22 protein-coding genes are annotated in these 23,664 nt (G+C 74.4%); 10 read left to right on the forward strand and 12 right to left on the reverse strand.

Annotated elements, in window-relative coordinates:
• Positions 1–494: 494 nt before the first annotated feature.
• A complete protein-coding gene (locus K7640_RS12145) occupies positions 495–743 on the forward strand; it encodes a DUF2630 family protein (RefSeq protein ID WP_222954885.1) in 249 nt (82 codons plus the stop codon).
• 97 nt (positions 744–840) lie between these two features.
• Here the strand turns inward: K7640_RS12145 and K7640_RS12150 are convergent, their stop codons facing one another.
• The 3 genes from K7640_RS12150 to K7640_RS12160 all read right to left on the reverse strand — a co-directional run bounded on the left by K7640_RS12150 (position 841) and on the right by K7640_RS12160 (position 3,556).
• Complete coding sequence (locus K7640_RS12150; RefSeq protein ID WP_222954886.1) at positions 841–1,797, reverse strand: RIO1 family regulatory kinase/ATPase; 957 nt, start codon at positions 1,795–1,797, stop codon at positions 841–843.
• 177 nt (positions 1,798–1,974) lie between these two features.
• The gene (locus K7640_RS12155; protein WP_222954887.1) at positions 1,975–2,619 is read right to left on the reverse strand and encodes an HAD family hydrolase; all 645 of its coding nucleotides are present in this window, start codon (positions 2,617–2,619) and stop codon (positions 1,975–1,977) included.
• A 55-nt stretch (positions 2,620–2,674) separates the two neighbouring features.
• Positions 2,675–3,556 carry a carbon-nitrogen hydrolase family protein gene (locus K7640_RS12160; protein WP_308042528.1) on the reverse strand — a complete coding sequence of 294 codons (882 nt, stop codon included), beginning with the start codon at positions 3,554–3,556 and terminating at the stop codon, positions 2,675–2,677.
• A gap of 121 nt (positions 3,557–3,677) precedes the next feature.
• On the opposite strand from K7640_RS12160, the gene K7640_RS12165 reads away from it, so the two are divergent.
• The 6 genes from K7640_RS12165 to mug all read left to right on the forward strand — a co-directional run bounded on the left by K7640_RS12165 (position 3,678) and on the right by mug (position 8,274).
• Positions 3,678–4,250: a TetR/AcrR family transcriptional regulator gene (locus K7640_RS12165; protein ID WP_222954888.1), complete on the forward strand. Its 573-nt coding sequence runs from the start codon at positions 3,678–3,680 to the stop codon at positions 4,248–4,250.
• A gap of 119 nt (positions 4,251–4,369) precedes the next feature.
• A complete protein-coding gene (locus tag K7640_RS12170; RefSeq protein ID WP_222954889.1) occupies positions 4,370–5,287 on the forward strand; it encodes a TIGR04222 domain-containing membrane protein in 918 nt (305 codons plus the stop codon).
• Positions 5,284–6,108: a DUF692 domain-containing protein gene (locus tag K7640_RS12175; protein ID WP_222954890.1), complete on the forward strand. Its 825-nt coding sequence runs from the start codon at positions 5,284–5,286 to the stop codon at positions 6,106–6,108. Before K7640_RS12170 ends, K7640_RS12175 begins: the two co-directional genes overlap by 4 nt.
• Positions 6,105–6,560 carry a hypothetical protein gene (locus tag K7640_RS12180; protein WP_222954891.1) on the forward strand — a complete coding sequence of 152 codons (456 nt, stop codon included), beginning with the start codon at positions 6,105–6,107 and terminating at the stop codon, positions 6,558–6,560. Before K7640_RS12175 ends, K7640_RS12180 begins: the two co-directional genes overlap by 4 nt.
• A gap of 50 nt (positions 6,561–6,610) precedes the next feature.
• On the forward strand, positions 6,611–7,372 hold the full coding sequence (locus K7640_RS12185) for an SDR family oxidoreductase (RefSeq protein ID WP_222954892.1): 762 nt from the start codon (positions 6,611–6,613) through the stop codon (positions 7,370–7,372).
• 320 nt (positions 7,373–7,692) lie between these two features.
• Positions 7,693–8,274, forward strand: coding sequence for a G/U mismatch-specific DNA glycosylase (gene mug / locus K7640_RS12190; protein ID WP_308042529.1), 582 nt, complete (start codon positions 7,693–7,695; stop codon positions 8,272–8,274).
• Between the two features lie 54 nt (positions 8,275–8,328).
• Here mug and K7640_RS12195 read toward each other — a convergent pair whose 3' ends face one another.
• From K7640_RS12195 to K7640_RS12205, 3 genes are all read right to left on the reverse strand, one after another.
• On the reverse strand, positions 8,329–10,311 hold the full coding sequence (locus K7640_RS12195) for an ABC transporter ATP-binding protein (protein WP_222955111.1): 1,983 nt from the start codon (positions 10,309–10,311) through the stop codon (positions 8,329–8,331).
• Positions 10,312–10,430: 119 nt separating this feature from the next.
• Positions 10,431–11,198 carry an enoyl-CoA hydratase/isomerase family protein gene (locus K7640_RS12200; RefSeq protein WP_222954893.1) on the reverse strand — a complete coding sequence of 256 codons (768 nt, stop codon included), beginning with the start codon at positions 11,196–11,198 and terminating at the stop codon, positions 10,431–10,433.
• Positions 11,199–11,244: 46 nt separating this feature from the next.
• Entirely contained in the window at positions 11,245–11,472 is a 228-nt protein-coding gene (locus K7640_RS12205; protein WP_007072022.1) for a helix-turn-helix domain-containing protein, read from the reverse strand.
• Between the two features lie 204 nt (positions 11,473–11,676).
• Between K7640_RS12205 and K7640_RS12210 the strand changes: the two genes are divergently transcribed.
• Positions 11,677–12,279: a cadmium resistance transporter gene (locus K7640_RS12210; protein ID WP_222954894.1), complete on the forward strand. Its 603-nt coding sequence runs from the start codon at positions 11,677–11,679 to the stop codon at positions 12,277–12,279.
• 119 nt (positions 12,280–12,398) lie between these two features.
• Here K7640_RS12210 and K7640_RS12215 read toward each other — a convergent pair whose 3' ends face one another.
• Positions 12,399–14,003: an ABC-F family ATP-binding cassette domain-containing protein gene (locus tag K7640_RS12215; RefSeq protein WP_222954895.1), complete on the reverse strand. Its 1,605-nt coding sequence runs from the start codon at positions 14,001–14,003 to the stop codon at positions 12,399–12,401.
• Positions 14,004–14,250: 247 nt separating this feature from the next.
• On the opposite strand from K7640_RS12215, the gene K7640_RS12220 reads away from it, so the two are divergent.
• Complete coding sequence (locus K7640_RS12220; RefSeq protein ID WP_222955112.1) at positions 14,251–15,162, forward strand: neutral zinc metallopeptidase; 912 nt, start codon at positions 14,251–14,253, stop codon at positions 15,160–15,162.
• A gap of 89 nt (positions 15,163–15,251) precedes the next feature.
• On the opposite strand, the gene K7640_RS12225 is transcribed toward K7640_RS12220, so the two are convergent.
• The 5 genes from K7640_RS12225 to K7640_RS12245 form a co-directional block, all read right to left on the reverse strand.
• Positions 15,252–16,463 (reverse strand): hypothetical protein, encoded by a 1,212-nt coding sequence (locus tag K7640_RS12225; RefSeq protein WP_222954896.1) that lies wholly within the window; start codon positions 16,461–16,463, stop codon positions 15,252–15,254.
• Between the two features lie 165 nt (positions 16,464–16,628).
• Entirely contained in the window at positions 16,629–17,267 is a 639-nt protein-coding gene (locus tag K7640_RS12230; protein WP_255608757.1) for an acVLRF1 family peptidyl-tRNA hydrolase, read from the reverse strand.
• 159 nt (positions 17,268–17,426) lie between these two features.
• Positions 17,427–17,645 (reverse strand): hypothetical protein, encoded by a 219-nt coding sequence (locus K7640_RS12235; protein ID WP_222954897.1) that lies wholly within the window; start codon positions 17,643–17,645, stop codon positions 17,427–17,429.
• 149 nt (positions 17,646–17,794) lie between these two features.
• Positions 17,795–21,496 carry a M12 family metallo-peptidase gene (locus K7640_RS12240; protein WP_255608758.1) on the reverse strand — a complete coding sequence of 1,234 codons (3,702 nt, stop codon included), beginning with the start codon at positions 21,494–21,496 and terminating at the stop codon, positions 17,795–17,797.
• Between the two features lie 495 nt (positions 21,497–21,991).
• Positions 21,992–22,612, reverse strand: a complete 621-nt coding sequence (locus K7640_RS12245; protein WP_222954898.1) for a LysE family transporter — start codon at positions 22,610–22,612, stop codon at positions 21,992–21,994.
• Positions 22,613–22,909: 297 nt separating this feature from the next.
• Between K7640_RS12245 and K7640_RS12250 the strand changes: the two genes are divergently transcribed.
• Positions 22,910–23,656 (forward strand): glyoxalase, encoded by a 747-nt coding sequence (locus K7640_RS12250; RefSeq protein WP_222954899.1) that lies wholly within the window; start codon positions 22,910–22,912, stop codon positions 23,654–23,656.
• The last annotated feature ends 8 nt before the right edge of the window (positions 23,657–23,664 follow it).

A 23,664-nucleotide genomic window follows, 5' to 3' on the forward strand; every position in this document is an offset into this window, starting at 1 on the left:
ACCCTCCGTGGTGACGGACAGTCATCGAACCGCTGTCCAGCGTCACGGTGGTGCCGAGCATGCCATTCGGCACCGTCACGAGGGAAGAGAAGGCGAAGGAAATTCTGCCGGTGGGAATGCTTGCCCATAAAGGATTCCGTGGCAACAATCACTCCACGCAGGACTTTCGGCGGCGTGGAAGACCGCCCTGCTAACGCTTCCCGTCGCGGCTGACCCGGCGTCGACCCGGGGCGACTCCGACGCCCGCCCGGGGCCGGGCGTCGGCCACCGCGCCGGTCCCTTACCCCGCCGGGCGGGGCCGGCCGCCGCCGCAACCCCCTGCCGCGTCGGCCTCGGCCCGGCCCGAAGACCGCCGGCCGCGACCGCGCACCGGGGCGCGGCCGGCGCCCCGCGCCGGTCGGGCGCGACCACCGGGTTTCCCGGGCTTCGGCGTGGTGCGCGCCACGGCGCCGGTATGCGGGCGCGTGCCGGCGGTCTGTGCCAGGCTCAGGGTCATGGACGACAAGACCATCCTGAGCCGCATCTCCGAACTGGTCGACGAGGAGCACCGGCTCCGCGCCTCGGCCCAGGAACACGAGGTCGGCACCGACGACGAGGCGAAGACCCGGCTGCGCGAGCTGGAGGAGTCGCTGGACCAGTGCTGGGACCTGCTGCGCCGCCGGCGGGCAGCCCGGCAGGCACACGGCGACCCGGACGCCCAGGGCGAGCGCCCCATCCCCGAGGTCGAGCGCTACCTCCAGTGACACCCGGCGGGACGGGCCGCGCCGGCCGGACGTCCGCCACCCGCCCCGGCGAGGGGCGGGTGGCGGCCCGGGTCGGCGCCCGCCACCGCTCCCCGGGTCAGCGCACCCCCGCCTCCCGCAGCAGCAACTCGGTCAGCGCGACGGGGTCCGTCCGCTCGGCCGGCAACCCGCGGGCCGCGAACCACGCCGCGACCACCCGGACGTCCCGGGCCAGGAACTCCGGACCCTGCGGGTTGGCCACCACGTCGACCACCTGGGGCAGGTCGATCAGCACCAGCCGCCCGTCGTGCACCAGCAGGTTGTACGGCGAGAGGTCACCGTGGGCGAAGCCGGCCCGGGCCAGCACCACCAGGGCGTCGACCAGCTGCCGCCAGAGCCCGCGCAGTTCCTCCGGGGCGGGGCGGAGCTGGGCCAGCCGCGGCGCGGCCGTACCCGCGTCCGCGTCCCCGACGAACTCCAGCATCAGCTCGGTGCCGAGCAACTGGACGGGGTACGGCACGGCGATGCTGCCGTGCTCGGCCCCGATCTGCCAGAGCCGGGCGAGCGCGGCGAACTCCGCCGCCGCCCACTGACCGGCGATCATCTGCCGGCCGAAGGCGGTCCGCCCGGCCATCGCCCGCATCTCGCGGGACCGGCGGACCCGCCGCCCCTCCAGGTAGCCCGCGTCCCGGTGGAACAGCCGGTGCTGCGGGTCCCGGTAGCGCTTGACGGCCAGCAGGCACGACCGGTCGGTGTCCGGCACCGCCCGGCGGACCAGGTGGACGTCCGCCTCCTTGCCGGTCTTGAGCACCCCCAGCTCGGTGTCGCGGGCGGCCAGGTCGGTGACCAGCCAGTCCGGGTACGGTTCCGGGCCGTGCTCGGCCGCGTCCCAGGAGGACCACGGGTCCCCGTCGTCCGGGTGCGGCTCGGCGTCCCCGGTGTCGAGCTCGAGGGCGGATTCCGGCGGCGCGGGCGCCGTCGCCCGGCCGCGCTTCAGGAAGTGTGGTTCGTCGTCGTCGAAGCGGCCCTTGCCGCGGTTACGGCGCTCTCGCGCCGCGAAGTCATGATCGCGCACTGCGTCGGTGATCCCTTGATCGAGGCTGGTGGAGGCAGGAGGAACGACCCTGCGAAGACGGCCATTACCGACCTCCTCTCCTCGACCGGGCGGTGCCCGGGACACGCGTTCGCGCCGCACCATGCTCGGCCCCACGACCGGCCGGCGCAACCGAATTACCGGCGGCGCACCGGTCGGTCAGCCGGCGAGCACGGTGGCCACGGCGGCGATCAGCCCGTCGGCGGTACGGGTGGGGGCGAACCGGTCGTCGGCCCAGGTGCGCCCCCGGTGCAGCCAGACACTGGGCAGGCCGGCGGCGGTCGCGCCACCGATGTCCGCCTCCGGACCGTCGCCGATCACCCAGGCCCCCCGCAGCGGCAGCCGGGCCCGCTGGGCGGCCAGCGCGAAGATGCGGGGGTTGGGCTTGCTCACCCCGGCCTCCTCGGAGATCACCCAGTCGGCGACGTACCGGTCCAGGCCGGTCCGCCTGATCTTGGCGTCGTGCTGGCGGGCGGAGCCGTTGCTGACCACCACCGGGACCCAGCCGGCGTCCTTGACGATCCGCAGCGCGCAGGCGACCAGCGGATCCAGCCGGCAGCGCGCGTCCACCCCGTCGGTCAGCTCCTCGACCAGGTCGATGGAGGGCACCCGCAGGGCGTACCGGTCGCGGATGGCGTCGGCCACGTCCCACCGGTCGGTGAGCCCGTCCGCGTCGATGGACAGCAGCCAGTCCAGATCGGCCGGGGGCGCACCGACGCCGGCCAGGAACCGCTCCGCCCAGGCACGGAACGACCCGGCGCGGTCGAGCAGCGTGTTGTCCAGGTCCAGCAGGAGCAGTGGCACCGGGAAACCCTACGGGACGGCTCGCCCGGCCGACAGGTCCGGCGGCCGGCGCGGCTCAACCCGTCAGGGTGGTCCGGCGGGCGCCCTGGTCCGGCAGCCGGTCGGCGAGCATGGTGTGGGCCGCCCGGGTCTCGGCCAGCACGCCGGGATCGCAGGTGGTCACGAGCACGTCCGCGCCGGTGTCGGCGCCCCGGACCAACGGCCGGCCCTGCGGGTCGTAGACGGCGGCCCCGCCGTTGAACCGCCACGGCGGCGGGCCGCCGACCGCGTTGGCGAAGACGACGTACATGGTGTTGTCGAGGGCGCGGGCGGCGTAGTAGAGGTCGCGCCGGTGCTCGGAACCGGCGAGGTAGCCGGACGGGCACAGGTAGCCGTGCGCGCCGTCGGCGGCGGCCGCCCGGCCGTGCTCCGGGAAGCAACCGTCGTAGCAGACGCCCAGGCCGAGCCGCCAGCCGTCGACGACCAGGGTGGCGCCCCGGTCGCCGGGGCTGAACAGCTCCCGCTCCCCGCTCCAGAGCTGCTGCTTGTGGTAGGCCGCGGTGACCGTGCCGGCCCGGTCGACGACCAGCACGGCGATGGTCCGGCGCCGGTCCGGGTGGCGGACCGCCGCGCCGACCACCACCGTCACCCCGCCGTCCCGGGCCGCGGCGCGCAGCGGGTCCAGGCGCGGGTCGGTCACCAGCCCGGCGTGGTCGGCCACCACGTCGGTCCCGGCCGGGTCGGCGGCCAGCGTCGGCGGATGGTACGCGGGCAGGAACAGCTCGGGCAGCACCGCGACCCGGGCCCCCGCGGCGGCGGCCCGGCGGGCCAGGTCGGCGGCCACCCGCGCGTTGCCCGACAGCTCCCCCGGGGCCGGTTCGGCCTGGACGGCCGCCACCACGAGCGGGACGGTGGGCAGTGCGGCGGCGCCGGCCGGGTCGGCCTCGGGTGCGGTCACCGGCCGATCGTAACCGGACTCGGCCGGCCGTCCCGATCATGGACCTCGCGGCTGGCGGGACCCGCCTCCCAAGCCGTACGTACGGTTTGCCTACGGCCTTCCGACCTGCCACGATCGTCTCGTGCCCAGAGTAAGTCAGGACCAGCTCGACGCCCGCCGGCAGGAGATTCTCGGCGCGGCGCGGGCCTGTTTCGCCCGGCACGGCTACGAGGGCGCCACCGTGCGCCGGCTCGAGGAGGCCACCGGGCTGTCCCGGGGCGCGATCTTCCACCACTTCCGGGACAAGGACTCGCTCTTCCTCGCCGTCGCCGAGGACGACGCCGCCGCCATGGTGGAGACGGTGGCCCGCAACGGTCTGGTGCAGGTAATGCGGGACCTGCTGGCCCGCGCCGTCTCCCCCGACACCACCGGCTGGCTGGGCAGCCAGCTCGAGGTGTCCCGGCGGCTGCGCACCGATCCGGCCTTCGCCAAGCGCTGGGCGGAACGCTCCGCCGCCATCGCCGAGGCCACCCGGGACCGGCTGGCCCGCCAGCGCGATGCCGGGGTGCTGCGCGAGGACGTACCCATCGACGTGCTGGCCCAGTTCCTGGAGCTGGCCTACGACGGCCTGGTGCTGCACCTGGCCATGGGCCGGCCCGCCGGCGACCTCGGCCCGGTGCTCGACCTGGTCGAGGAGGCCGTCCGCCGGCGCTGACCGGCTCGGCCGCCAGCCCAGGTCTCGGCTCGGTAACTCGACGCCCGCCCCGGATCCCGGGTGGCGGGGCGGCTCCACAATGGTGGCGTGGCGTCCCCCTCGCGCGACAGGAGCACACCATGACGATTCTCGCGGCGGACACCTGGGGCATCTCCGGCCCGGCCTTCCTCCGGGCCTACCTGCTGGTCGCGGCGGTGCTGGTGGTCGGCACGCTGGTGCACCGGCGGCGGGCCCTCGCCGGCACCCCGGTCGTCGGCGACGCGCAGCTCGGCCCGCAGCAGGTGGCCTACCTCAACGGCGGCGACCAGCTGGCGATCTGGACCGCGCTCGGCGGCCTGCGCGGCAGCCGGACCGTCGACGTCCAGCCCGATCGGCGGCTGGCCGCGAGCGGGCCGCCCCCGGCCGGAGCCACCCCGCTGGACCGGGCCATCCACCACGCCGCGAACCGGCACCTGCACACCCGGGAGCTGCCCACCGACGAGTGGGTCACCCGCGCGCTGACCGAGCTGCGCACCGGGCTGGAGCAGCGCGGCCTGGCCGTGTCCGCGCAGCTGCGCGGCACGCTGCGGCGCGGCGGGTTCCTGCTGCTCGCGCTGATCCTGCTGGGGGCGTTCCGGATCGTCGCCGGCCTGGCCAACGACCGCCCGGTGGGTTGGCTGCTGCTCACCATGCCGGTGCTGGTCACGGCCGCCCTCGTGTTCGGACGAGTGCCGTTGCGGACCCGGGCCGCCGACCAGGCGCTGCGCGAGCTGCGCCGCCGGCACACCTACCTGGCCCCCGCGGCCAACCCGGCCTACGCCACCTACGGTGCCACCGGCGCCGCGATGGGCGTCGCGCTGTTCGGCACCGCCTCGCTCTGGGCCATGGACCCCGGCTTCGCCGAGCAGGCCGAGATCCAGCGGCAGGTCATCGCCACCGCGGGCGGCTCGTCCAGCACCTCGCCCGGCAGCTCCTGCGGCGGCGGCTCGTCGTGCGGCGGCGGCTCGTCGTGCGGCGGCGGCAGCTCCTGCGGCGGCGGGGGCGGGTGCGGCGGATGACCGCGACCGGGCCGGCCGGGCTGGGCATCGGGTGGCGGCCGGAGATCGCCGGGTTCGTCGCCGACCTGCCCGGGCTGCGCTTCGTCGAGGTGGTCGCCGAGGCGCTGGCCGCCGGCGGTCCGCTCCCCGACGGGCTCGCCGCGCTGCGCGGGCGCGGCGTCACCGTCGTACCGCACGGGGTGCGGCTCTCCCTCGGCGGCGCGGAGCCGGTCGACCCGGCGCGCGTCGCGCACCTGGCCCGGGTCGCGGCGCTTGTCGACGCGCCGCTGGTGAGCGAGCACATCGCCTTCGTCCGGGCCGGCGGCCTGGAGGCCGGGCACCTGCTCCCGCTGCCGCGCACCCGGGAGGCGGTGGCCGCGGTGGCCGCGAACGTGCGCCGGGCCCGCGCCGAGCTGCCGGTGCCGATCGCGCTGGAGCCGATCGCCGCGCTCTTCGACTGGCCCGACGACGAGCTGGACGAGGCCGACTTCCTCACCGAGATCATCGCCGCCACCGACGCGTACCTGCTGCTCGACGTGGCCAACGTGTACGCCAACGCGCGCAACCGTGGCACCGACCCGCTCGCCCTGCTCGACCGCCTGCCGCTGGAGCGCATCGCCTACGCGCACGTGGCCGGCGGCGCCGAGCAGGCCGGCGTCTACCACGACACACACACCGACCCGGTGCCGGCGGCCGTACTGGAGCTGGTCGGGGCGCTCTGCGACCGGCGGCGGCCGCCCGCGCTGCTGCTGGAGCGGGACGGGCACTACCCGCCCGCCGCCGAGCTGCGCGCCGAACTCGACGCCCTCGCCGCCGCCTCGGGTTTCCCGGCGGTGACATGACCGGCGCGGCGCACGACCTGGCCGCCCGGCAGGCGGCGCTGGTCTCGGCGCTGGTGGCCGGCGGACCGCTGCCACCCGGGTTCGCCGCCGGGCCGGTCGAGGCGGCCCGCCGCGCCCTGCTGCGCAAGCGCGGCGGCGAGGTGGCCCGGCACTGGCCACTGCTCGCCGCCGGGCTCGGCGCCGACTGGCCGGCCACCTTCGCCGGCTGGGCGGCCGGTCGCCCCGGCAACGGATCCCTGCGCGACGGCTGGGACCTGGCCCGCACGCTGCGCGAGCGGGACGCACTGCCGCCGGTGGCGGCCGAGGAACTGGCGCTGCGGGAGGCCGCCGCCCGCTACGACGGGCGGCAGGCGCCCCGGCCCCGCCGGCTGCCGGCCGTGGGCCGGGCCGGCGGCGCCGTCGCGGTGCAGCTCGCCGGCCGGGTACGCCTGCTCCGCCCGGCCCCCCGCTGACCGGCCCGGACCGGTGGCAGGCCCCGCCGGCGTACGGCAGGATCGGCGACATGGATCTCGGACTCGCCGACCGGGTGTACGTGCTGACGGGCGCCTCGAAGGGCCTCGGCTTCGCCACCGCCGAGCACCTGGTCGCCGACGGCGCCCGGGTGGTGCTCTCGGCCCGCGCCCCCGAGCAGGTCGCCGCGGCGGTGACGGCGCTGGGCGGCCCGGAGCGGGCGATCGGGCTGACCGCCGACCTGACCGACCCGCAGACCCCGGGTCGGCTGGTCGCCGCCGCCCGCGAGCACTTCGGCCGGCTCGACGGCGCGCTCGTGTCGGTCGGCGGTCCACCCGCCGGCACCGCCGCGCAGGCCACCGACGAGCAGTGGCGGGAGTCCTTCGAGACGATCTTCCTGGGCAGCGTCCGCACCGCCCGTACGGTGGCCGCGGCGCTGACCGACGGCGGCGCGATCGGCCTGGTGCTCTCCACCTCGGCGCGCAGTCCCCTGACCGGGCTGGGCATCTCCAACGGCCTGCGGCCCGGCCTGGTCGGCGTGGCCAAGGACATCGCCGACGAGTACGGCCCGCGCGGCGTACGGGTGGTGGGGCTGCTGCCCGGACGGATCCTGACCGACCGCAACCGGGCGCTCTTCGCCGCCGGCGGGGACCCGGACCGGGCGCGGGCCGAGGCGGAGGCCGCCATCCCGCTGCGCCGGATCGGCGAGCCGGCGGAGTTCGGCCGGGTCGCGGCGTTCGTGCTCTCACCCGCGGCGAGCTACCTGACCGGCATCACCCTGCCGGTCGACGGCGGCTTGCTGCGCGGCCTGTGACCGGCCGGGAGCCGGGACCGGCCGGCCGCTCCCCCGGCCGGGGTCGCGGCGGCACCGGCCCCGAGGCCGGCCGGCGCGGCGGTGCCGGACCGATGGAACCGCCCCGCCGTGGGAGTGCCGGGCCGGCGGAACCACCCCGGCCCAGCGGTGCCGGACCGGCGGAACCGCCGTGGCGTGGCGGTGGCGGACCGGCCGAACCGCCCCGGCGTGCGGCTGGCGGACCGGTGGAACCGCCCCGGCGTGCGGGTGGCGCGGCCGGCACCCCCCGACCCGGGCGCGGACCCGGCGACGCCGAGGGCGGCCCGCCGCGCGAGCTGCCGGTGGCGCGGTATCCGCGGCCCACCCGGGAGGATCTCGCCGCCGCCGGGGACCGGACCCTGCCGGACGTCATCGCACCCGGCCTGGACGTGCTCTTCGTCGGCATCAACCCGGGGCTGTGGTCGGCCGCGACCGGCCGGCACTTCGCCCGCCCCGGCAACCGGTTCTGGCCGGCCCTGCACCTCGGCGGGTTCACCCCTCGGCTGCTGCACCCCAGCGAGCAGGACCTGTTGCCCGGCTACGGGCTGGGCATCACCAACGTGGTGGCCCGGGCCAGCGCCCGCGCCGACGAGTTGACCGCGGCGGAGCTGGTGGCCGGGGTGCGGATCCTCGCCGGCAAGGTCGAGCGGTACCGGCCCCGCTGGGTGGCGGTGGTCGGGGTGACCGCGTACCGGATCGGTTTCCTGCGGCCGAAGGCGACGTTCGGACGGCAGCCGGAGCCGCTGGGCGGCTCGCGGGTGTGGGTACTGCCCAACCCGAGCGGGCTGAACGCCCACTTCACCCCGGAGACGCTGGGCGCCGCCTTCGCCGAACTGCACGCCGCAGTCCGGGCCGAGCCCGGAGCCCCGCCGGCCGCGCCCTGAGGCGCTGGGTCGGGTCCGGTGGGCCGGGTTGAAGGTCCGTGCGGCCCGGACGGGTCAGTTCGCCGCGGCCGGCGGCAGCGCCTCCTGCGCCACGTACGTGCCCAGCGGCACGGTGGTCACCACCGGCTCCGGCTGCTCCGGCTCGGCGTACGGGGTGGGCGAGTCGGCGACGGCGAACTGGGTCCGGTACAGCTCGGCGTAGAGCCCGCCCACCGCGACCAGTTCCTCGTGCCGGCCCCGCTCGACGATCCGCCCCTCGTCCAGGACCAGGATCTGGTCGGCGTCGCGCACGGTGGAGAGCCGGTGGGCGATCACCAGCGCGGTACGCCCGGTCAGCGCCACCGACAGCGCCCGCTGCACCGCCGCCTCGCTCTCCGAATCCAGGTGTGCGGTGGCCTCGTCGAGGATCACGATCGACGGGGCCTTGAGCAGCAGCCGGGCGATGGCGATGCGCTGCTTCTCGCCGCCGGAGAAGCGGTAGCCCCGCTCGCCGACCGTGGTGTCCAGCCCGTCGGGCAGCGCGCGGACCAGGTCGGCCACCTGCGCGCCGGCCAGCGCCGCCCAGATCTCGTCGTCGGTGGCGTCCGGCTTGGCGTAGCGCAGGTTCTCCCGGATGGTCTCGTGGAACAGGTGGGAATCCTGGGTGACCACGCCGATCTCGTCGCGCAGCGAGGCGAGCGTGGCGTCCCGCACGTCGACCCCGCCGACCAGCACCTGCCCGTCGCTGACGTCGTAGACCCGGGAGATCAGCATCGACAGCGTGGACTTGCCGGCGCCGGACGGGCCGACCAGGGCCACCATCTGCCCCGGCTCGACCGCGAACGAGACGCCCTTGAGCACCGGCTCGTTCACCGTGCGGTCCAGCGTGGCGACCTCCTCCAGGGAGGCCAGCGACACCTCGGCGGCGCTCGGGTAGCGGAACCGCACGTCGCGGAACTCGATCCGGCCGTTGCCCCGGGGCACGGCCGTCGCGGCCGGCTTCTCCTCGATGCCGGGGCGCAGGTCGAGCACCTCGAAGACCCGGTCGAAGGAGACCAGCGCGCTCATCACGTCCACCCGGACGTTGGACAGCGCGGTGAGCGGACCGTACAGGCGGGTGAGCAGCAGCGCCAGGGTGACCACGGTGCCGGCGCTGGCCGCACCGGTGACCGCCAGCCAGCCGCCGAGCCCGTAGGTGAGCGCCTGGGCCAGCGAGGCGACCAGCAGCATGGCCACGAAGAAGGTCCGCGAGTACATCGCGGACTGGATGCCGATGTCCCGGACCCGCTCGGCCCGACGGCCGAACCGGTCCGCCTCCACCTCGGGCGAGCCGAAAAGCTTGACCAGCAGCGCGCCGGAGACGTTGAACCGCTCGGTCATGGTGGCGTTCATCTTGGCGTCGAGGTTGTACGACTCGCGGGTGATCTCGGCGAGCCGCCGGCCGACCCGGCGGGCCGGGATGATGAAGATCGGCAGCAGCACCAGCGAGAGGGCGGTGATCTGCCAGGAGAGGGTGAACATCACGGCGGCGGTGAGCACCAGCTGGATGACGTTGCTGACCACCCCGGACAGGGTGGAGGTGAACGCCCGCTGGGCGCCCAGCACGTCGTTGTTGAGCCGGCTGACCAGCGCGCCGGTCTGGGTCCGGGTGAAGAACTGCAGCGGCATCCGCTGGACGTGGTCGTAGACCTTGGTGCGCAGGTCGAGGATGATCCCCTCGCCGATACGCGCCGAATACCACCGTTGGGCCAGTGAGAAGAGCGCGTCGGCGACGGCCAGCGCGGCGATGAACAGGGCCAGCCGGACGATCGTGGCCCGGGCCTCCGGGCCGCCCCGGTTGATGGCGTTGATCACGTCACCGGCGAGGACCGGCGTGGCGACCCCGATCACCGCGGCGATCACCACCGTGACCAGGAAGACCACGATGTCGCGCCGGTAGGGCTGGGCGAAGGCGATGATCCGCTTGGCGGTGCCGCGCTTGAGCTGGTGGGCGTTGACCTCGTCCTTGGCGCGCATGGACCGGAGCATGCTCCAGCCACCCATCCCGCCACCGTGCATCGGGCTGGACACTGTCACCTCCGGGGGTCGCGGACGGCCGGCGACCGTCGGGTCAATTCTTCAGACCCCCTACGACAACCTCGCGCGTAACCCGGATCTTCCCGAACGGTCCTTACGAGTTATTCTCCCCGGCCGGCGAGGTCCCGGATCCGGCGGGTCTGCGCCTCGCGCTCGGCCCGCTGCTGCTCGGCGTGGGAGCGGCCGGCCGCGCCGGCGAGCAGCGCCTTGATCTCGACGACCGCGTCGCGGTTGCCGGCGAGCAGGCCGGCGATCAGGTCCCGCACCGCCGCGTCCAGCTCGTCGTTCGGCACGACGAGACTGGCCAGGCCGATCCGGTCCGCCTCGGCGGCGTCCATCCGGCGGCCGGTGGCGCAGATCTCCAGCGCGCGGGCGTAGCCGACCAGCTCCACCAGGCGCTTGGTGCCGGCGAGGTCGGGCACCAGCCCGAGGGTCACCTCGGCCATGGACAGCCGCGCGTCCGTGGCCAGCACCCGCAGGTCGCAGGCCAGCGCGAGCTGGAAACCGGCGCCGATGGCATGCCCCTGCACGGCGGCGACGGAGATGACGTCCGGGCGGTGCAGCCAGGTGAAACCGCCCTGGTAGGCGGCGATCCGCTCGGCGCACTCCGACTCGGGCAGGGTGGCCAGCTCGGCGAAGGAGCCGGGCCCGGAGGCGCCGGCCACCGACAGGTCGAGGCCGGCGGAGAAGGCCCGCCCCTCACCGCGCACGACGACCACGCGGACGTCGCCCGGCAGGTCCCGGGAGAAGTCGCTCATCGCCTGCCACATGGCCGGCGTCTGAGCGTTGAGCACGTCGGGCCGGCACAACGTGACCGTCGCGACCGGCCCGTCGCAGTCGAGTCGTACCCCGGCCGTCTCGGCGGTCACCGGACCGCCCGAGGTGCGACGCTGATGGACGACGCTGGGCGGCGGGTCACGCCTTCTTCCGGCGCCGGGCACCGCCGCGCTGACGCAGCTGCACCCCGGACTCGGTCAACACCCGGTGGATGAACCCGTAGGATCGTCCGGTCGAGGCCGCGAGCGCGCGGATGCTCTCTCCCCCGGTGTACCGCTTTACCAGGTCCTTGGCGAGCGTCTGACGCTCGGCCCCGACGATCCGGCGACCCTTCTCAGTGCTGGTGGCTGTGCCGGTGGCTGCCATGCTGATTCCTCACGTCCCAGACTGTGCGGTTCGGATACGGTCCCACCTATTAGACCGCCTCGAACGATCATGCGCCAGATATCAACTCTTCGCCAACCGACACGCTATGGAGTGTCACCTTCCCGATAGAGTGACGCTGCCGACCGGCCGGAGCGCCTCCACCAGGCGGATCATGGCCGCCCACCGGGGCCGTACGCTGCCCCGATGACCGACCTGCTGGCGAGCGCGGCCGGTGCCGCCCTCGTCTTCGCCGCCACCAACCTCGACGACGTCGTGGTGCTCACCATGCTGTTCGTGGCGGCCCGAGGAACCGGCCGACCCCGACCCCGGGACATCGTTGCCGGCCAATACCTCGGCATCGGCGCACTGGTCGGGGCCGCCGTGGTCGCGGCGGCCGGCCTGCTGGTGGTCCCCGACCCGTGGACCGGCCTGCTCGGCCTGCTGCCGATCGCCCTCGGCGTACGGGCGCTGGTCGCCCGCGCCACCGACGACGGCCCGCCGGCCGTGGTCGGCAGCCTGCTCGGGGTGGCCGGGGTGACCATCGCCAACGGCGCCGACAACATCGCCGTCTACGTGCCGGTGTTCCGCACCCTCGACCCGGCGACCGGCCTGGTCTGGCTGCTGGTCTTCGCCGCGCTGGTGGCCGTCTGGTGCGCGGTCGCCGCCCTGCTCGGCGGCCACCCCCGGGTGGTCGGCCTGCTCGGCCGGGTGGGGCACTGGCTGGTCCCGGCCGTCTTCATCGCCATCGGCGCCACCATCCTGCTCACCTCCGGCGTGGTGCCCCACCTCGCCGCCCGGCTCGGCTGAGCATCGCACCTGCCGGCCCGGCTGAGCATCACGGCTGCCGGCCCGGCTGAGCCCCGCGCCACCGCAACGGATGCGGTGCGGGGCCGGGCGCGACGGAAGCGGTGCGCCGCCGGGCGCGGTCAGGCCAGTTCGACCAGTTCGAGCAGGTCGTCGGACCAGGCGTCCTCGTCGCCGTCGGGCAGCAGGATGGCGCGGTCGGGCTTGAGCGCGGTCACCGCGCCCGGGTCGTGGGTGACCAGCACGATCGCGCCCGGATAGCGGGCGATCGCGTCGAGCACCTGCTCCCGGCTGACCGGGTCGAGGTTGTTCGTCGGCTCGTCGAGCAGCAGCACGTTCGCCCCGGAGCAGACCAGGGTGGCCAGCGCCAGCCGGGTCTTCTCACCGCCGGAGAGCACGCCGGCCGGCTTGTCCACGTCCTCGCCGGAGAAGAGGAACGCGCCGAGGATCTTGCGCAGGTCGGTGTCGGTCTGGTCCGCCGCGGCGCTGCGCATGTGCTCCAGGATGGTGCGCTCCACGTCCAGCGTCTCGTGCTCCTGGGCGTAGTAGCCGAGCCGCAGCCCGTGGCCGGGGCGAACCTCGCCGGTGTCGGGTTCGAGGAGTCCGCCGAGCATCCGCAGCAGGGTGGTCTTGCCGGCGCCGTTGAGGCCGAGGATGGCCACCCGGGAGCCCCGGTCCACCGCGACGTTCACGTCGGTGAAGATCTCCAGCGACCCGTACGACTTGGACAGGCCGGTGGCGGTCAGCGGGGTCTTGCCGCACGGGGCCGGGTTGGGGAAGCGCACCTTGGCCACCTTGTCGGACACCCGCACCTCGTCCAGGCCGGAGAGCAGCCGCTCGGCCCGGCGGGCCATGTTCTGCGCGGCCACCGTCTTGGTGGCCTTGGCCCGCATCTTGTCGGCCTGGGCCATCAGCGCGCCGGCCTTCTTCTCGGCGTTGGCCCGCTCCCGGCGACGGCGCCGCTCATCGGTCTCCCGCGCCTCCAGGTACGCCTTCCAGCCCAGGTTGTAGACGTCGACCACGGACCGGGTGGCGTCCAGGAACCAGACCTTGTTGACCACCGACTCCAGCAGCGAGGCGTCGTGGGAGATCACGATCAGCCCGCCCTTGTGGTTGGCCAGGAAGCCGCGCAGCCAGGTGATCGAGTCGGCGTCCAGGTGGTTGGTCGGCTCGTCCAGCAGCAGGATGCCACCGCCGTTCTCGCCGGCGTCGCGGAACAGGATCCGGGCCAGCTCGATGCGGCGCCGCTGGCCGCCGGAGAGGGTGCCGATGGTCTGCCCGAGGGCCCGGTCGGGCAGGCCCAGGTTCGAGCAGATCCGGGCCGCCTCCGCCTCGGCGGCGTACCCGCCGAGCGCGGCGAACTGGTCCTCCAGCGCGCCGTAGCGGCGGACCAGCTTCTCGTCGGTGTCCTCGGCGAGCCGGTGCTCCAACTCCTTCATCTGGGCCATCAGCACGTCCAGGCCGCGAGCGGAGAGCACCCGGTCCCGGCCGGTGACGTCCAGGTCACCGGTGCGCGGGTCCTGCGGCAGGTAGCCGATCGCGCTGCGCCGGTCGAGCTGCCCGGCGTACGGCTGGCCCTCCCCGGCGAGCACCTTCAGCGTGGTGGTCTTGCCGGCGCCGTTGCGGCCGACCAGGCCGATCCGGTCCCCCGGCTGCACCCGCAGGGTGGTGTCGGCCAGCAGGATCCGGGAACCGGCGCGCAGTTCGAGGCCGGTGGCAGTGATCATTTCGAGGACTCGCTCTCGGGGGGTCTGGAAGGGCTGACTCAGGGCACGCGAAAGCGCCGGCGGGTCATCACTTCCCGTCGGCGCGGGGCCGTTCAGCCTTCGCAGCGCAGCACGGGACAAGTGTACCGGGGCCGCCCCGGCGACCGATCCGGATTACCTGACAAGATCATCGGGTATCCGAATTGCCGTCCGGACCCGGTCCGGCACCGCAACCCCCAAAAGTGATTTTTCGGTGATCGGGGTCAACATGGAGCTGAACGAGAACGCGCGGATCGACACCAGCCAGGTGGAGGACCGGCGAGGGTCCGGAGGCGGCGGCGGGATGGGCATCCCGATCCCCATCGGCGGCGGCCGGGGCGGGATCGTGGGCATCATCATCGCCGTGCTGGTGGCGCTCGTCGGCGGCGGCTTCGGGCTGAACGCGATGAACGACGGCGGCGACGCGGCCGGCGACAACACGGCACTGAAGGAGAAGTGCGACCAGTCGGACGCGCTCCAGCAGCTGGACTGCCGCAACACGGCCTACATCAACTCGATCCAGGCGTACTGGAACAAGGCCATGCCGGAGGTCTTCGGCGAGCGGTACCAGCCGTCGAAGACCATTTTCTTCAGCCAGGCCGTCAACACCGGCTGCGGTAACGCCGACTCCGGCGTCGGCCCGTTCTACTGCCCCGCCGACGACAAGGTCTACATCGACCTGACCTTCTACCAGGTGCTCGCCGAGCAGCTCGGCGCCGAGGGCGAGTTCGCCCAGCCGTACGTGCTGGCCCACGAGTACGGCCACCACGTGCAGGACCTGCTCGGCACCGAGGCGCAGATGCGCCGCCAGCAGCAGCGCGACCCCAACAACGCCAACGCGCTCTCGGTCAAGCTGGAGCTGCAGGCCGACTGCTACGCCGGCGCCTGGGCCAAGAACGCCACCGGCACCGCCGACGAGGTGGGCGTGAAGATCTTCAAGAGCATCACCGAGCAGGACATCCAGCAGGCGATCGACACCGCGGAGAAGATCGGCGACGACGCCATCTCCAAGCGGGCCAACCGCCCGGTCAACCCGGAGGAGTTCACCCACGGCTCGTCCGAGCAGCGCAAGCAGTGGTTCACCAAGGGCTACGAGAGCGGCAGCCCCAAGTCCTGCGACACCTTCGGCACCAGCCAGTAGGCGCGAGCGCTCAGCACCCGGGCCGCCGGCCCGCACCGCCCAGTCCTGCGGCGGCGCGGTCCGGCGGCCCGTTCTGGTGACCCGACCGGTCAGGCCGGGAAGGTCACCTGGGCCGGAGTGGGCCGGCCGGTGGTCGTGCCGTCACCCAACTGCCCACCGCTGTTGTCGCCCCAGCACCACAGGCTGCCGTCGGTGCGGATCGCACAGCCGTGGTCGCTGACCGCGAGCCCGCCGCTCCAGGTGGTGGCGGTGCCGACCCGGGTCGGCGCGGACCGGTGGGTGGTGGTGCCGTCCCCCACCTGCCCGAAGGCGTTCTTGCCCCAGCACCACAGGCTGCCGTCGGTGCGCACCGCGCACGACGTGTCGCCGCTCGCGTCGATCCGGCTCCAGCTGGTGGTCGTGCCGACCTGCACCGGCGCGGTCTGGTAGTTGCCGCTCACCCCCAACTGCCCGTAGCCGTTCTCCCCCCAGCACCACAGGGCACCGGAGCGGATCCCGCAGCTGTGCGCGTATCCGGCCGTGACACCGGACCAGGTGGCCGCGGTGCCGACCTGCGCCGGCGTCGTCTGCGAGCCCAGGAAGCCGAGACCGAGCTGACCGTCCGAGCTGAGACCCCAGCACCACAGCGTGCCGTCCGTGCGGACCCCGCAGGTGTGCCCGAAGCCGGTCGAGACGCTCGCCCAGTTGGTCGCCGTGCCGACCTGGAGCGGGGTGCTCGCCACCCACGGCGAGCTGCCGACGCCCAACTGCGCGGTCCGGTTGAAGCCCCAACACCAGAGGGTGCCGTCGGTCCGTACGGCGCAGGTGTGCTCCGGGCCGGCGCTGACCCTGGCCCAGGTGGTGGCGGTGCCGACCTGCACCGGCGTGCTCCGGCTCGTGGTGCTGCCGTCGCCGAGCTGGCCCCGGAAGTTCCCACCCCAGCACCACAGCGTCCCGTCCGTCCGGACCGCACAGGTGTGCCCGGAGCCGGCGTCGACACCGGTCCAGGTAGCGGTGCCGACCCGAGCCGGGGTGCTCCGGTTCGTGGTGGTCCCATCACCGAGCTGCCCGGCGTAGTTCGAGCCCCAGCACCACAGCCCACCGTCGGCGTTGATCGCGCACGTGTGTGCGCCGCCCGCGGTGACGCTGGTGACCGCCGGGGCGGCGAGCGCGGCGCGCTCGGCGGTGCCCGCGGTCGCCGGGCCGGTCGTCAGTGCGGCGGTGAGCACGAGACTCCCGACGCAGATGGCCGCCGCAGCGGCGAGAAGCCTGGTCGCACGGCGCCACCGGGCCTGGAGCCGGCCGTCCTGATGTCCGCTCATGAAATTGTTCTCTCCCAACGATGTCGGTGCCTGAATGGCGGAGGCGAAGCTGCCCCGGCGGGTCGCCCGGAGACCCACCACTTCACGGCACCAACCTTAAGCATCGGTTCAGCTCGATGCGTCGTCGGCGAGGGTGATTGACCTGCTTTAGGTGATCTTTCCCGTTCAGCGGACCAGGATGTGGACCGCCCGGGCGGCGGCGACGGCCGCGACCAGCACCGCGTGCCGGGGTTCCGGCACGTCGAGCAGGCGCTCCGCGCGCAACGCCACGAGCGGGGCCAGCCGCCGGTCGGCCAGCACGGTGTCCACCGCCCGCCGGTCACCGCCGCAGACCAGCGCGGCCAGCGTCGCCACCTCCGGCAGCAGCAGGCGTACGGCCAGGTCGGCGGCATCACCCAGGGCCGCCTTCGCCTGGTTGTCGCGCCGCCGGGCGAAGCGCTGCTGCGACCAGCCGCCCGCGGCGGTGCGCCCCTGCACGTACCGGGTGTCCACCTTGGAGACGGTCAGCTCCTCCCCCGCCGCCACGCCGATCGCCACCGCGCCCTTGCGGGCCAGCAGCAGGCCGATCCGGCGGGGCGCGGTGGCCGCCGCCACAAAGGCGGTCAGGTCCGCGCCGGCCGGGGCGCCCGGCGGGGCGTGCAGCTCGGCCGTCGCGCCGTCCGGGGCGGCGAGCAGCAGGCCGTACGGCTGGGCGGTGATGGTGGGCGGGCCGTGCCGGTCGGTGAAGCCGGCCACCCAGCGGGCCGTGCGCTCCGGGCCGATCTCGACCCACCGCCCGCCGCCGGCCGCGGGTCTGCTGCTCATGCCACGACCGTACGACACCCGCAGCGGGGGCACCGGCGCGCCGGCCGTCACCGGTGACCGACATGCGGGAGCTGGGGCTGTCCTCCGGCGACGACCACCCCATTCGCCGCACCTCGGGGCCAACGGTCCTCCGGGGCCGCGAGCCGGGGTGCTCCGCCGTCAGGTTGGGGCGTCGTCCCGCCCGGCGGCGCGCCGCGCCTCGCGGCGAAGTTGCACGAAACGGAAGATCCCGGCCGCCACCAGAACGACCGCAGCGGTCTTGGCCTGGCTCCAGTAGCTCGCCAGGTCATCGGAGCGGAACACGAAGGTCACCACCGGGACAACCACGACCATCGCCACCACAAGCCTGCCCATCTCCGCCAGCCATTGACGAAGCATCAGTCCCGCTCCCCTCGTAGATCGTGCTGTTTCCGGGATCGGGTGGCCTCCGACGCGCGTCGAGGCCACTACTTCCACGATTCAGGGTGAGCTGAACAGCGATCCGGGAGGGCACCCGGAGCGGGTGCCCTCCCGGATCAGCCACGCCGTCAGTGGACGGTGAGGTTGCCGCTCGTCAGGGTGACCTCGGCGGTCCCGCCACCCGTCCAGTCGGACGAGAAGAGGAGGGCGCCGCCCTGCCACAGGGTGACCCCGACGGTGTCGGTCCGGCCGGGAGCGCCCCGGTCGGTGACCGTCACCGCCAGCGTCAGGTCACCGGCGACCAGCTTGCCGGTGCTGTCGTACAGGCTGGCCCGGTAGCGCACCTGGGCGGTCCTGCCCGCCGAGGTGATGCCGAGCCCGTCGACCGTGCTGGCCCTGACCGTGTACGCCCGGCCGCCGGAGCGGAAGGCGACGGTCGCGTCACCCGAGGCGGCCTTGCCGGCCGTGGCCGGCTTCGCGGTCAGGTCCACCGCCACCTTCGACCTCGCGTCGGCCGGGTACGCCCCGGCGGAGCGGGTGGCGGTGAACTCGCCGTCACCGGTGAGGAAGCCGCCGTCGGAGACCCCGACCGTCACCTGGGCGCTGGTGGCGCCGGTGTAGTACCCGCCGACCGTGGCGGTGACGGTGTGCGCGCCCGCCGGCAGGCTGGCCGTGCACGCCGCGGAGCCACTCGTGGTGGCCGCGCCGAGCGGTTCCACCGCCGCGGTGCAGAGCGGCACGCCGCCCTCGGAGAAGGTGACGGTGGCGTTGCGGACGTCACCGGCGGTGGTGTCCGTCGCCCCGGGCAGCACCGAGCTGTCCCGGACCACGGCCCGCAGCAGGGCCGTGCCGGCGGCGGCGCCGGTGGTCACCAGCGTGTCACCGGCCCAGGTCGCCGCCGCGTCCTCGGCGGTGACCGTGACGGTGAACGAGGTGCTGCCGGTCAGGCCGGCGTCGTCGGACACCGTCACGGTGACCGGGTAGTCGCCCGGAGCCGCCGTGGTGGTGCCGGTGACCGTCCAGCTCCGGCTGCCGGGGCGGGCGTCCGCCGCGGAGGTGCCCGCCACGGCCAGGGACAGGCCGGCCGGCAGCCCCGCGGCGGACGCGGTCAGCGCCGCCCCGGCGGTGTCGCCGTCGGTCGCGGTGACGGTGACGGTCGGCGCGAGCGCGTCGCTGTACTGGACGCGGGCGCCGCCGGCCGGCGCGTCGTTGGCGACGACGGGGGCGGAGCGGATGGTGAGGTCGGCATCGTTGACGTCGAAGAAGACGTTGCCGACCGCCTCGATCTTGATCCGGGCCCGGCTGGTCGCCACGTTGGGCACGGTCACCGTGGCGCTGCCGGTGTTCGCGGTCCGCTCGGCCAGCACGTACGGGAAGGTCAGCCCGCCGTCCGCGGAGAGCGAGATCTTCACCTCGGCGGTGTTGACCGGCGCCGCGTCGGTGCCGGCCACGTCCCAGGTCACCGTCTGGGTCGAGCCGCCGTCCAGCACGGCCGCGGAGCCCTGCGAGGTGACCAGGAACGGCCCGGCGTCCGGCGCCAGCACCACCGCGACGTCGGCGCTGCCGAGGCCGCCGCCGCCGAGCCGCCCGTCCCGGGCGGTCAGCTTGAAGTGCAGGGTCCGGTCGTTGGTGAAGCCGACCCAGTCGCGGGTGGGCAGGAACTCGGAGTAGCAGTCCACCAGCTCGGCCGGCACGTTCGACGCGCCACCGGTGGGCGGCGGCGCCGGCGCGGCCGGGCAGGCGCCCGTCTTCGCGTTCGTGTTGCCGGCCAGGATCTGCCGCAGGTCCGGGAAGACCCGGGTCGAGTCGGTGCCCACCGCGTTCAGGCCCGGCGAGTGGTACTTCAGGGTGTCGGTCGGCGACACGTACGCCGCCTCGCTGAACACCCGGAACAGCGGGCCGTTGGTCTTGGTGTTGTTGACCAGGGCGGTGCCGGCGGCGGCGCCCCGGTCGTTCTGCTCCCACAGGTAGGTGAGCGGGTCGCCGTCGGCGTCGGTGGCGGCACCGGTCAGCGCGAACGGCGTACGCACCGGGATGGTGACGGTGTCCGGCACGGTGACCACCGGGGCGTGGTTGGCGGTTTCCTCGACCAGGTGGCCGCCGTTGTCGATGGCGCCGCCCTTGGCGGTCTCGCCGACGAAGCCGGCCGCGCCGGAGAGGTTGGTCAGCCCGAGCGCGTCGACGTTCGTCGTGGCCAGGGTGCCGCCGAAGGTGACCTGGAAGCCGGTGTCGGCGAGGGTGCCGCTGCCACCGAAGGCGGCGACGGTGACCGTCGCGCCGGCCGGCCAGCCGGCGATCCCCTCGATGGCCGCCTTGATGCCGGCGGTGGTGTAGTTGGCGCCCCGCACGATCGGTGCCGAGTCGGCGCCCGCCCAGCGCACGGTGAACGAGTCGCCGTCGGTGTCGAAGTCGCGCAGCGAGACGGTCTGCACCTCGTTGATGGCCGGCCGGACCGAGGTCACGTAGTTGGTGATCTCGGTGTAGCTGCGGTGCGACCAGTACGGGTCGCTGTGCGGCTGGAGGTTGTCCTGCTGGCAGATGCCCGCGTACGCCATGATCGACGAGCCGCTGCCCGGCTCGTACGAGTTGGCCGCGCTGCGGTTGCCGCCGGAGCAGTTGTACTGGGTGCCGTTGAAGGTGTGGTTGCCGGCGAACTGGTGGCCCATCTCGTGCGACACGTAGTCCACCGCGTAGAAGTCACCGATCGGGGTGGGCAGGCCGGTGCAGCCCTGCGCCTTGCTGTTGCCGCCGATCACGCCGAGGCTGGCCACGCCACCGCCGTTGACACCGAGTCCGATGTGGCCGACGTCGTAGTTGCTGGCGCCGACGAGCTGACCGAGCACGATCCGGTTGCGGCTGAGCGTGCTGCTGCCGCACGAGGTGAGCTGCTGCGGGGTGAAGCAGGCCGCCGCGCCGCACGGGCCGTTCGGCTCGGTGGCCAGGGCCGGGGTGTTCAGGTTGGTCTTGTCGGTGTCGTTGATCAGCACGAGCCGGATGGCGGTCTCGTCCTCGTAGATCTGGGTCACCCGGTTCATCAGCGTCACCTTGGCGGCGGTGACGTTCTCCGCGCCGAAGAAGGTGGCGTACGACGGGTCGGTCACCAGGGCGACCCGGTAGGTGCGCAGCTTGACCAGCGGACCGGCCGGCACCTCGGCCTGCGCCCCGGCGACCTCGTCGGCCAGCGCGTGGGCCGCGTCGGTGACGTCCTCCCGCTCGACGAACGTGCCGTGCGGGTTCTCCAGGTCCCGGGCGAAGTAGCTCGCGTAGAGGCTCTGGTCGAGGTGGTAGTAGGGGTCGACGTACCAGTTCCCGGCCGCCGAGCGGACCGAGGCGTGGAAGCCCAGCGGGGTGAGGTCCGCCCGGACGGTCGCGGTGGGGTCGTCCACACCCTTGCCCGCGTACGTGGTGATCTCGGGATGCTTCGCCGCGAGACCGGCCTCCATCACCGGGGAGTTGACCAGTTCGAAGCGCTGGAGGGTGCCGTCGGGGGCGGGCAGCGACACGATCTGCCGCTGCGGGGCGGCGGCCTTCACGCGCTCGCGCGGCGCCCGGTCGAGGCTGCTCTTCAGGCCGCTGCGGTCCAGGGTGAACGCGGCCAGCCGCTTCGCCTTGACGGTGGCCTTCTTGCCGCCCTTGGTGGGCGCCGGCTTGCCGTCCACCTTGCGCCACGGGCCGCTGTCGGCGGGCGGGGCGGCACCGGCCGCCGGGGGCGCCGCCAGCGCCGGCAGGGCCGTCGCCACCAGGGCGGTGACCAGTAGGGTGACGATCCGCCGCCGGGGCCGGCCGCCGGGGGCGCGGTCGCGCGGCGGGCGCGTCAGGATTTTCCTCAAGGCGTCTCCCTGCTCGCTGAGGGGTGGTGGACGCGTCCGACCTCGCGGGGGGGTGGGCGGGGCGGGCACGGCTGATCCACGGATTGGTCAGGAACCTAGGCGGACGAACGGATCCCGACATCAGCCGGAAGGATGAGGCGACTGTGGACGGAACGTCGGCCGGGCCCGCCCACCGGGTGACCGCCGGCCGTCGCCGGGGGCGGCGCACGCGGGAGCGACCGCCCCGACGGCCGATCACAGGTGGTCGGAGATGCAGGAAGACCGATGCGATCGATGCCCGGACCTGCCGTTTCGGCCGATGCCGCCGTAACACTCCTGAAGATCAACCGTCATGTGGCTGTCACACTTGCGGCCTCCACTGTGGTCGCATCGGCGACCCCGGGCGGGCGGCGGGCGGGCGGATGCGGGCGCGCGCGACCGGGCGGGCGGGTGCGGGCGCGGGCGGGATCGGGCGGGCGGGCGGGCGGCGCCGCCCGGGGCGGCGGGCGGCGGGCGTCAGCCGACCAGCACGGCGATGGCGAGCGCGGCGATGATCGCGCTGGACACCAGCGCGGTGATCAGCCGGCCGCGCGTACCGGTGAGGGCCCGACCGACCAGCGTGCCGCCCCCGGCGATCAGCAACTGCCAACTCGCCGAGGCCGCGAAGGCGCCGAGCACGAACAGCCCGGCGGCCACCGGATCGGCACCGCCCGGGTGGCCCCGCCCCAGCACCAGCGCCGCGAAGTAGACCACGGTGGCCGGATTGAGCAGGGTCAGGGCGAGGATCGCCCAGTACGCCCGGGCCGGGGTGCCCAGCCCGCGCCGGACCGGCCGGGCACCGGTCGCGGCGGGCGGGCGTAGGGCACGCCACGCGCCGTGTCCGGCCAGCCCCAGCAGCACCGCCGCCGCGACCAGCCGCAACGGACCGGCGTACGGGGCGATCAGACCGGCCACCGCCGCGCCGCCGAGGGCCGCCACGGCGGCGTAGAGACCGTCAGCGGTGGCCACACCGAGGGCCGCCGCCGCGCCGACCCGGAACGAGGTACGGGCGCTGAGCCCGAGAATGAGGATCGCGATCGCGCCGACCGGGATGGCGACGCCGTAGCCGGCCACCAGCCCGGCGAGGAACGCCGTCACGACGACGGGTGACGGGTCGAGACGGGCCGGGACGGGACGCGCTGTCGACGCGCGGCGGTGGCCGCGCGGACAGGGACCTGCACCGGGTACGCCTCGATCACCCGCTCATCCTGCCCCCGCCGCCGCACCCCCACCACCGATTTCCCGCCGCGCAGATCAGGTTCCGCTCGTCCGGAGAACGCACGGACCCGCCACGCTCGGACCGGGATCTCTGTCGCCTTCGGCAAGACCGTCCCGGCCCGCGACTGGACAGACTGACGGGACAGTCCGACCAGCCTGCCGACGACCGAGGTGCCGATGACCAAGGAACGCGTGCAACCCAACGAGACCGTCGTGCCGCTGCTGCACTGCACGTCGCCGGAGGAGACCCTGGCGTTCTGGCGGGCACTCGACTTCGCGGTGACCTGGGAACAGACCAGGCCGTACCTGTGGTTGGCCTTCCGGTGGAGCGGATTCGAGCTGAACTACCGCGCCGCGCCGGACGGGGTGGACCCATCGGCGGAGAAGACCGGTGGCGCTCTGGTGATGGTCGACGCGGTCGCCCCGTACCATGCGGCGTTCGCCGAGGCGATGCGCCGCGGGTACGGCAGGGTGCTCGCCAAGGGACGGCCCCGGATCGGCCGGCTGCGGCCCGGCGCCTCCCGCTTCACCGTCACCGATCCTTCCGGCAACATCATCGTCTTCATCCAGCGGAACGAACCGAACATCGAGTACGGCGGCGCGAAGGAACTGGCGGGGCTGGCCCGGGTGCTCGACAACGCCCGGATCCTGCGGGAGTTCAAGAACGACGACCGGGCCGCCTTCCGCGCGCTCGACTCCGGGCTGCGCCGGCGCGGCGAGGCGGCGTCGCCCGTCGAGCAGGCGCTGGCGCTCGCCGCGCTGATCGAGCTGTCGGTCGCGCTGGACGAGGAGGAACGCGCGCCGGAGTGGGGTGCCCGGTTGCGGGCGCTGCCGCTGAGCGCCGCTGAACGTGACCAGGTGACACTGTCCGTCGCTGATCAGACCCTGCTCACGCCCTGGCTGCCCGCCCGGGATCCGAGGTAGACGCGTCG

This window comes from Micromonospora sp. PLK6-60 (assembly GCF_019890675.1).
Lineage (GTDB): Bacteria > Actinomycetota > Actinomycetes > Mycobacteriales > Micromonosporaceae > Micromonospora.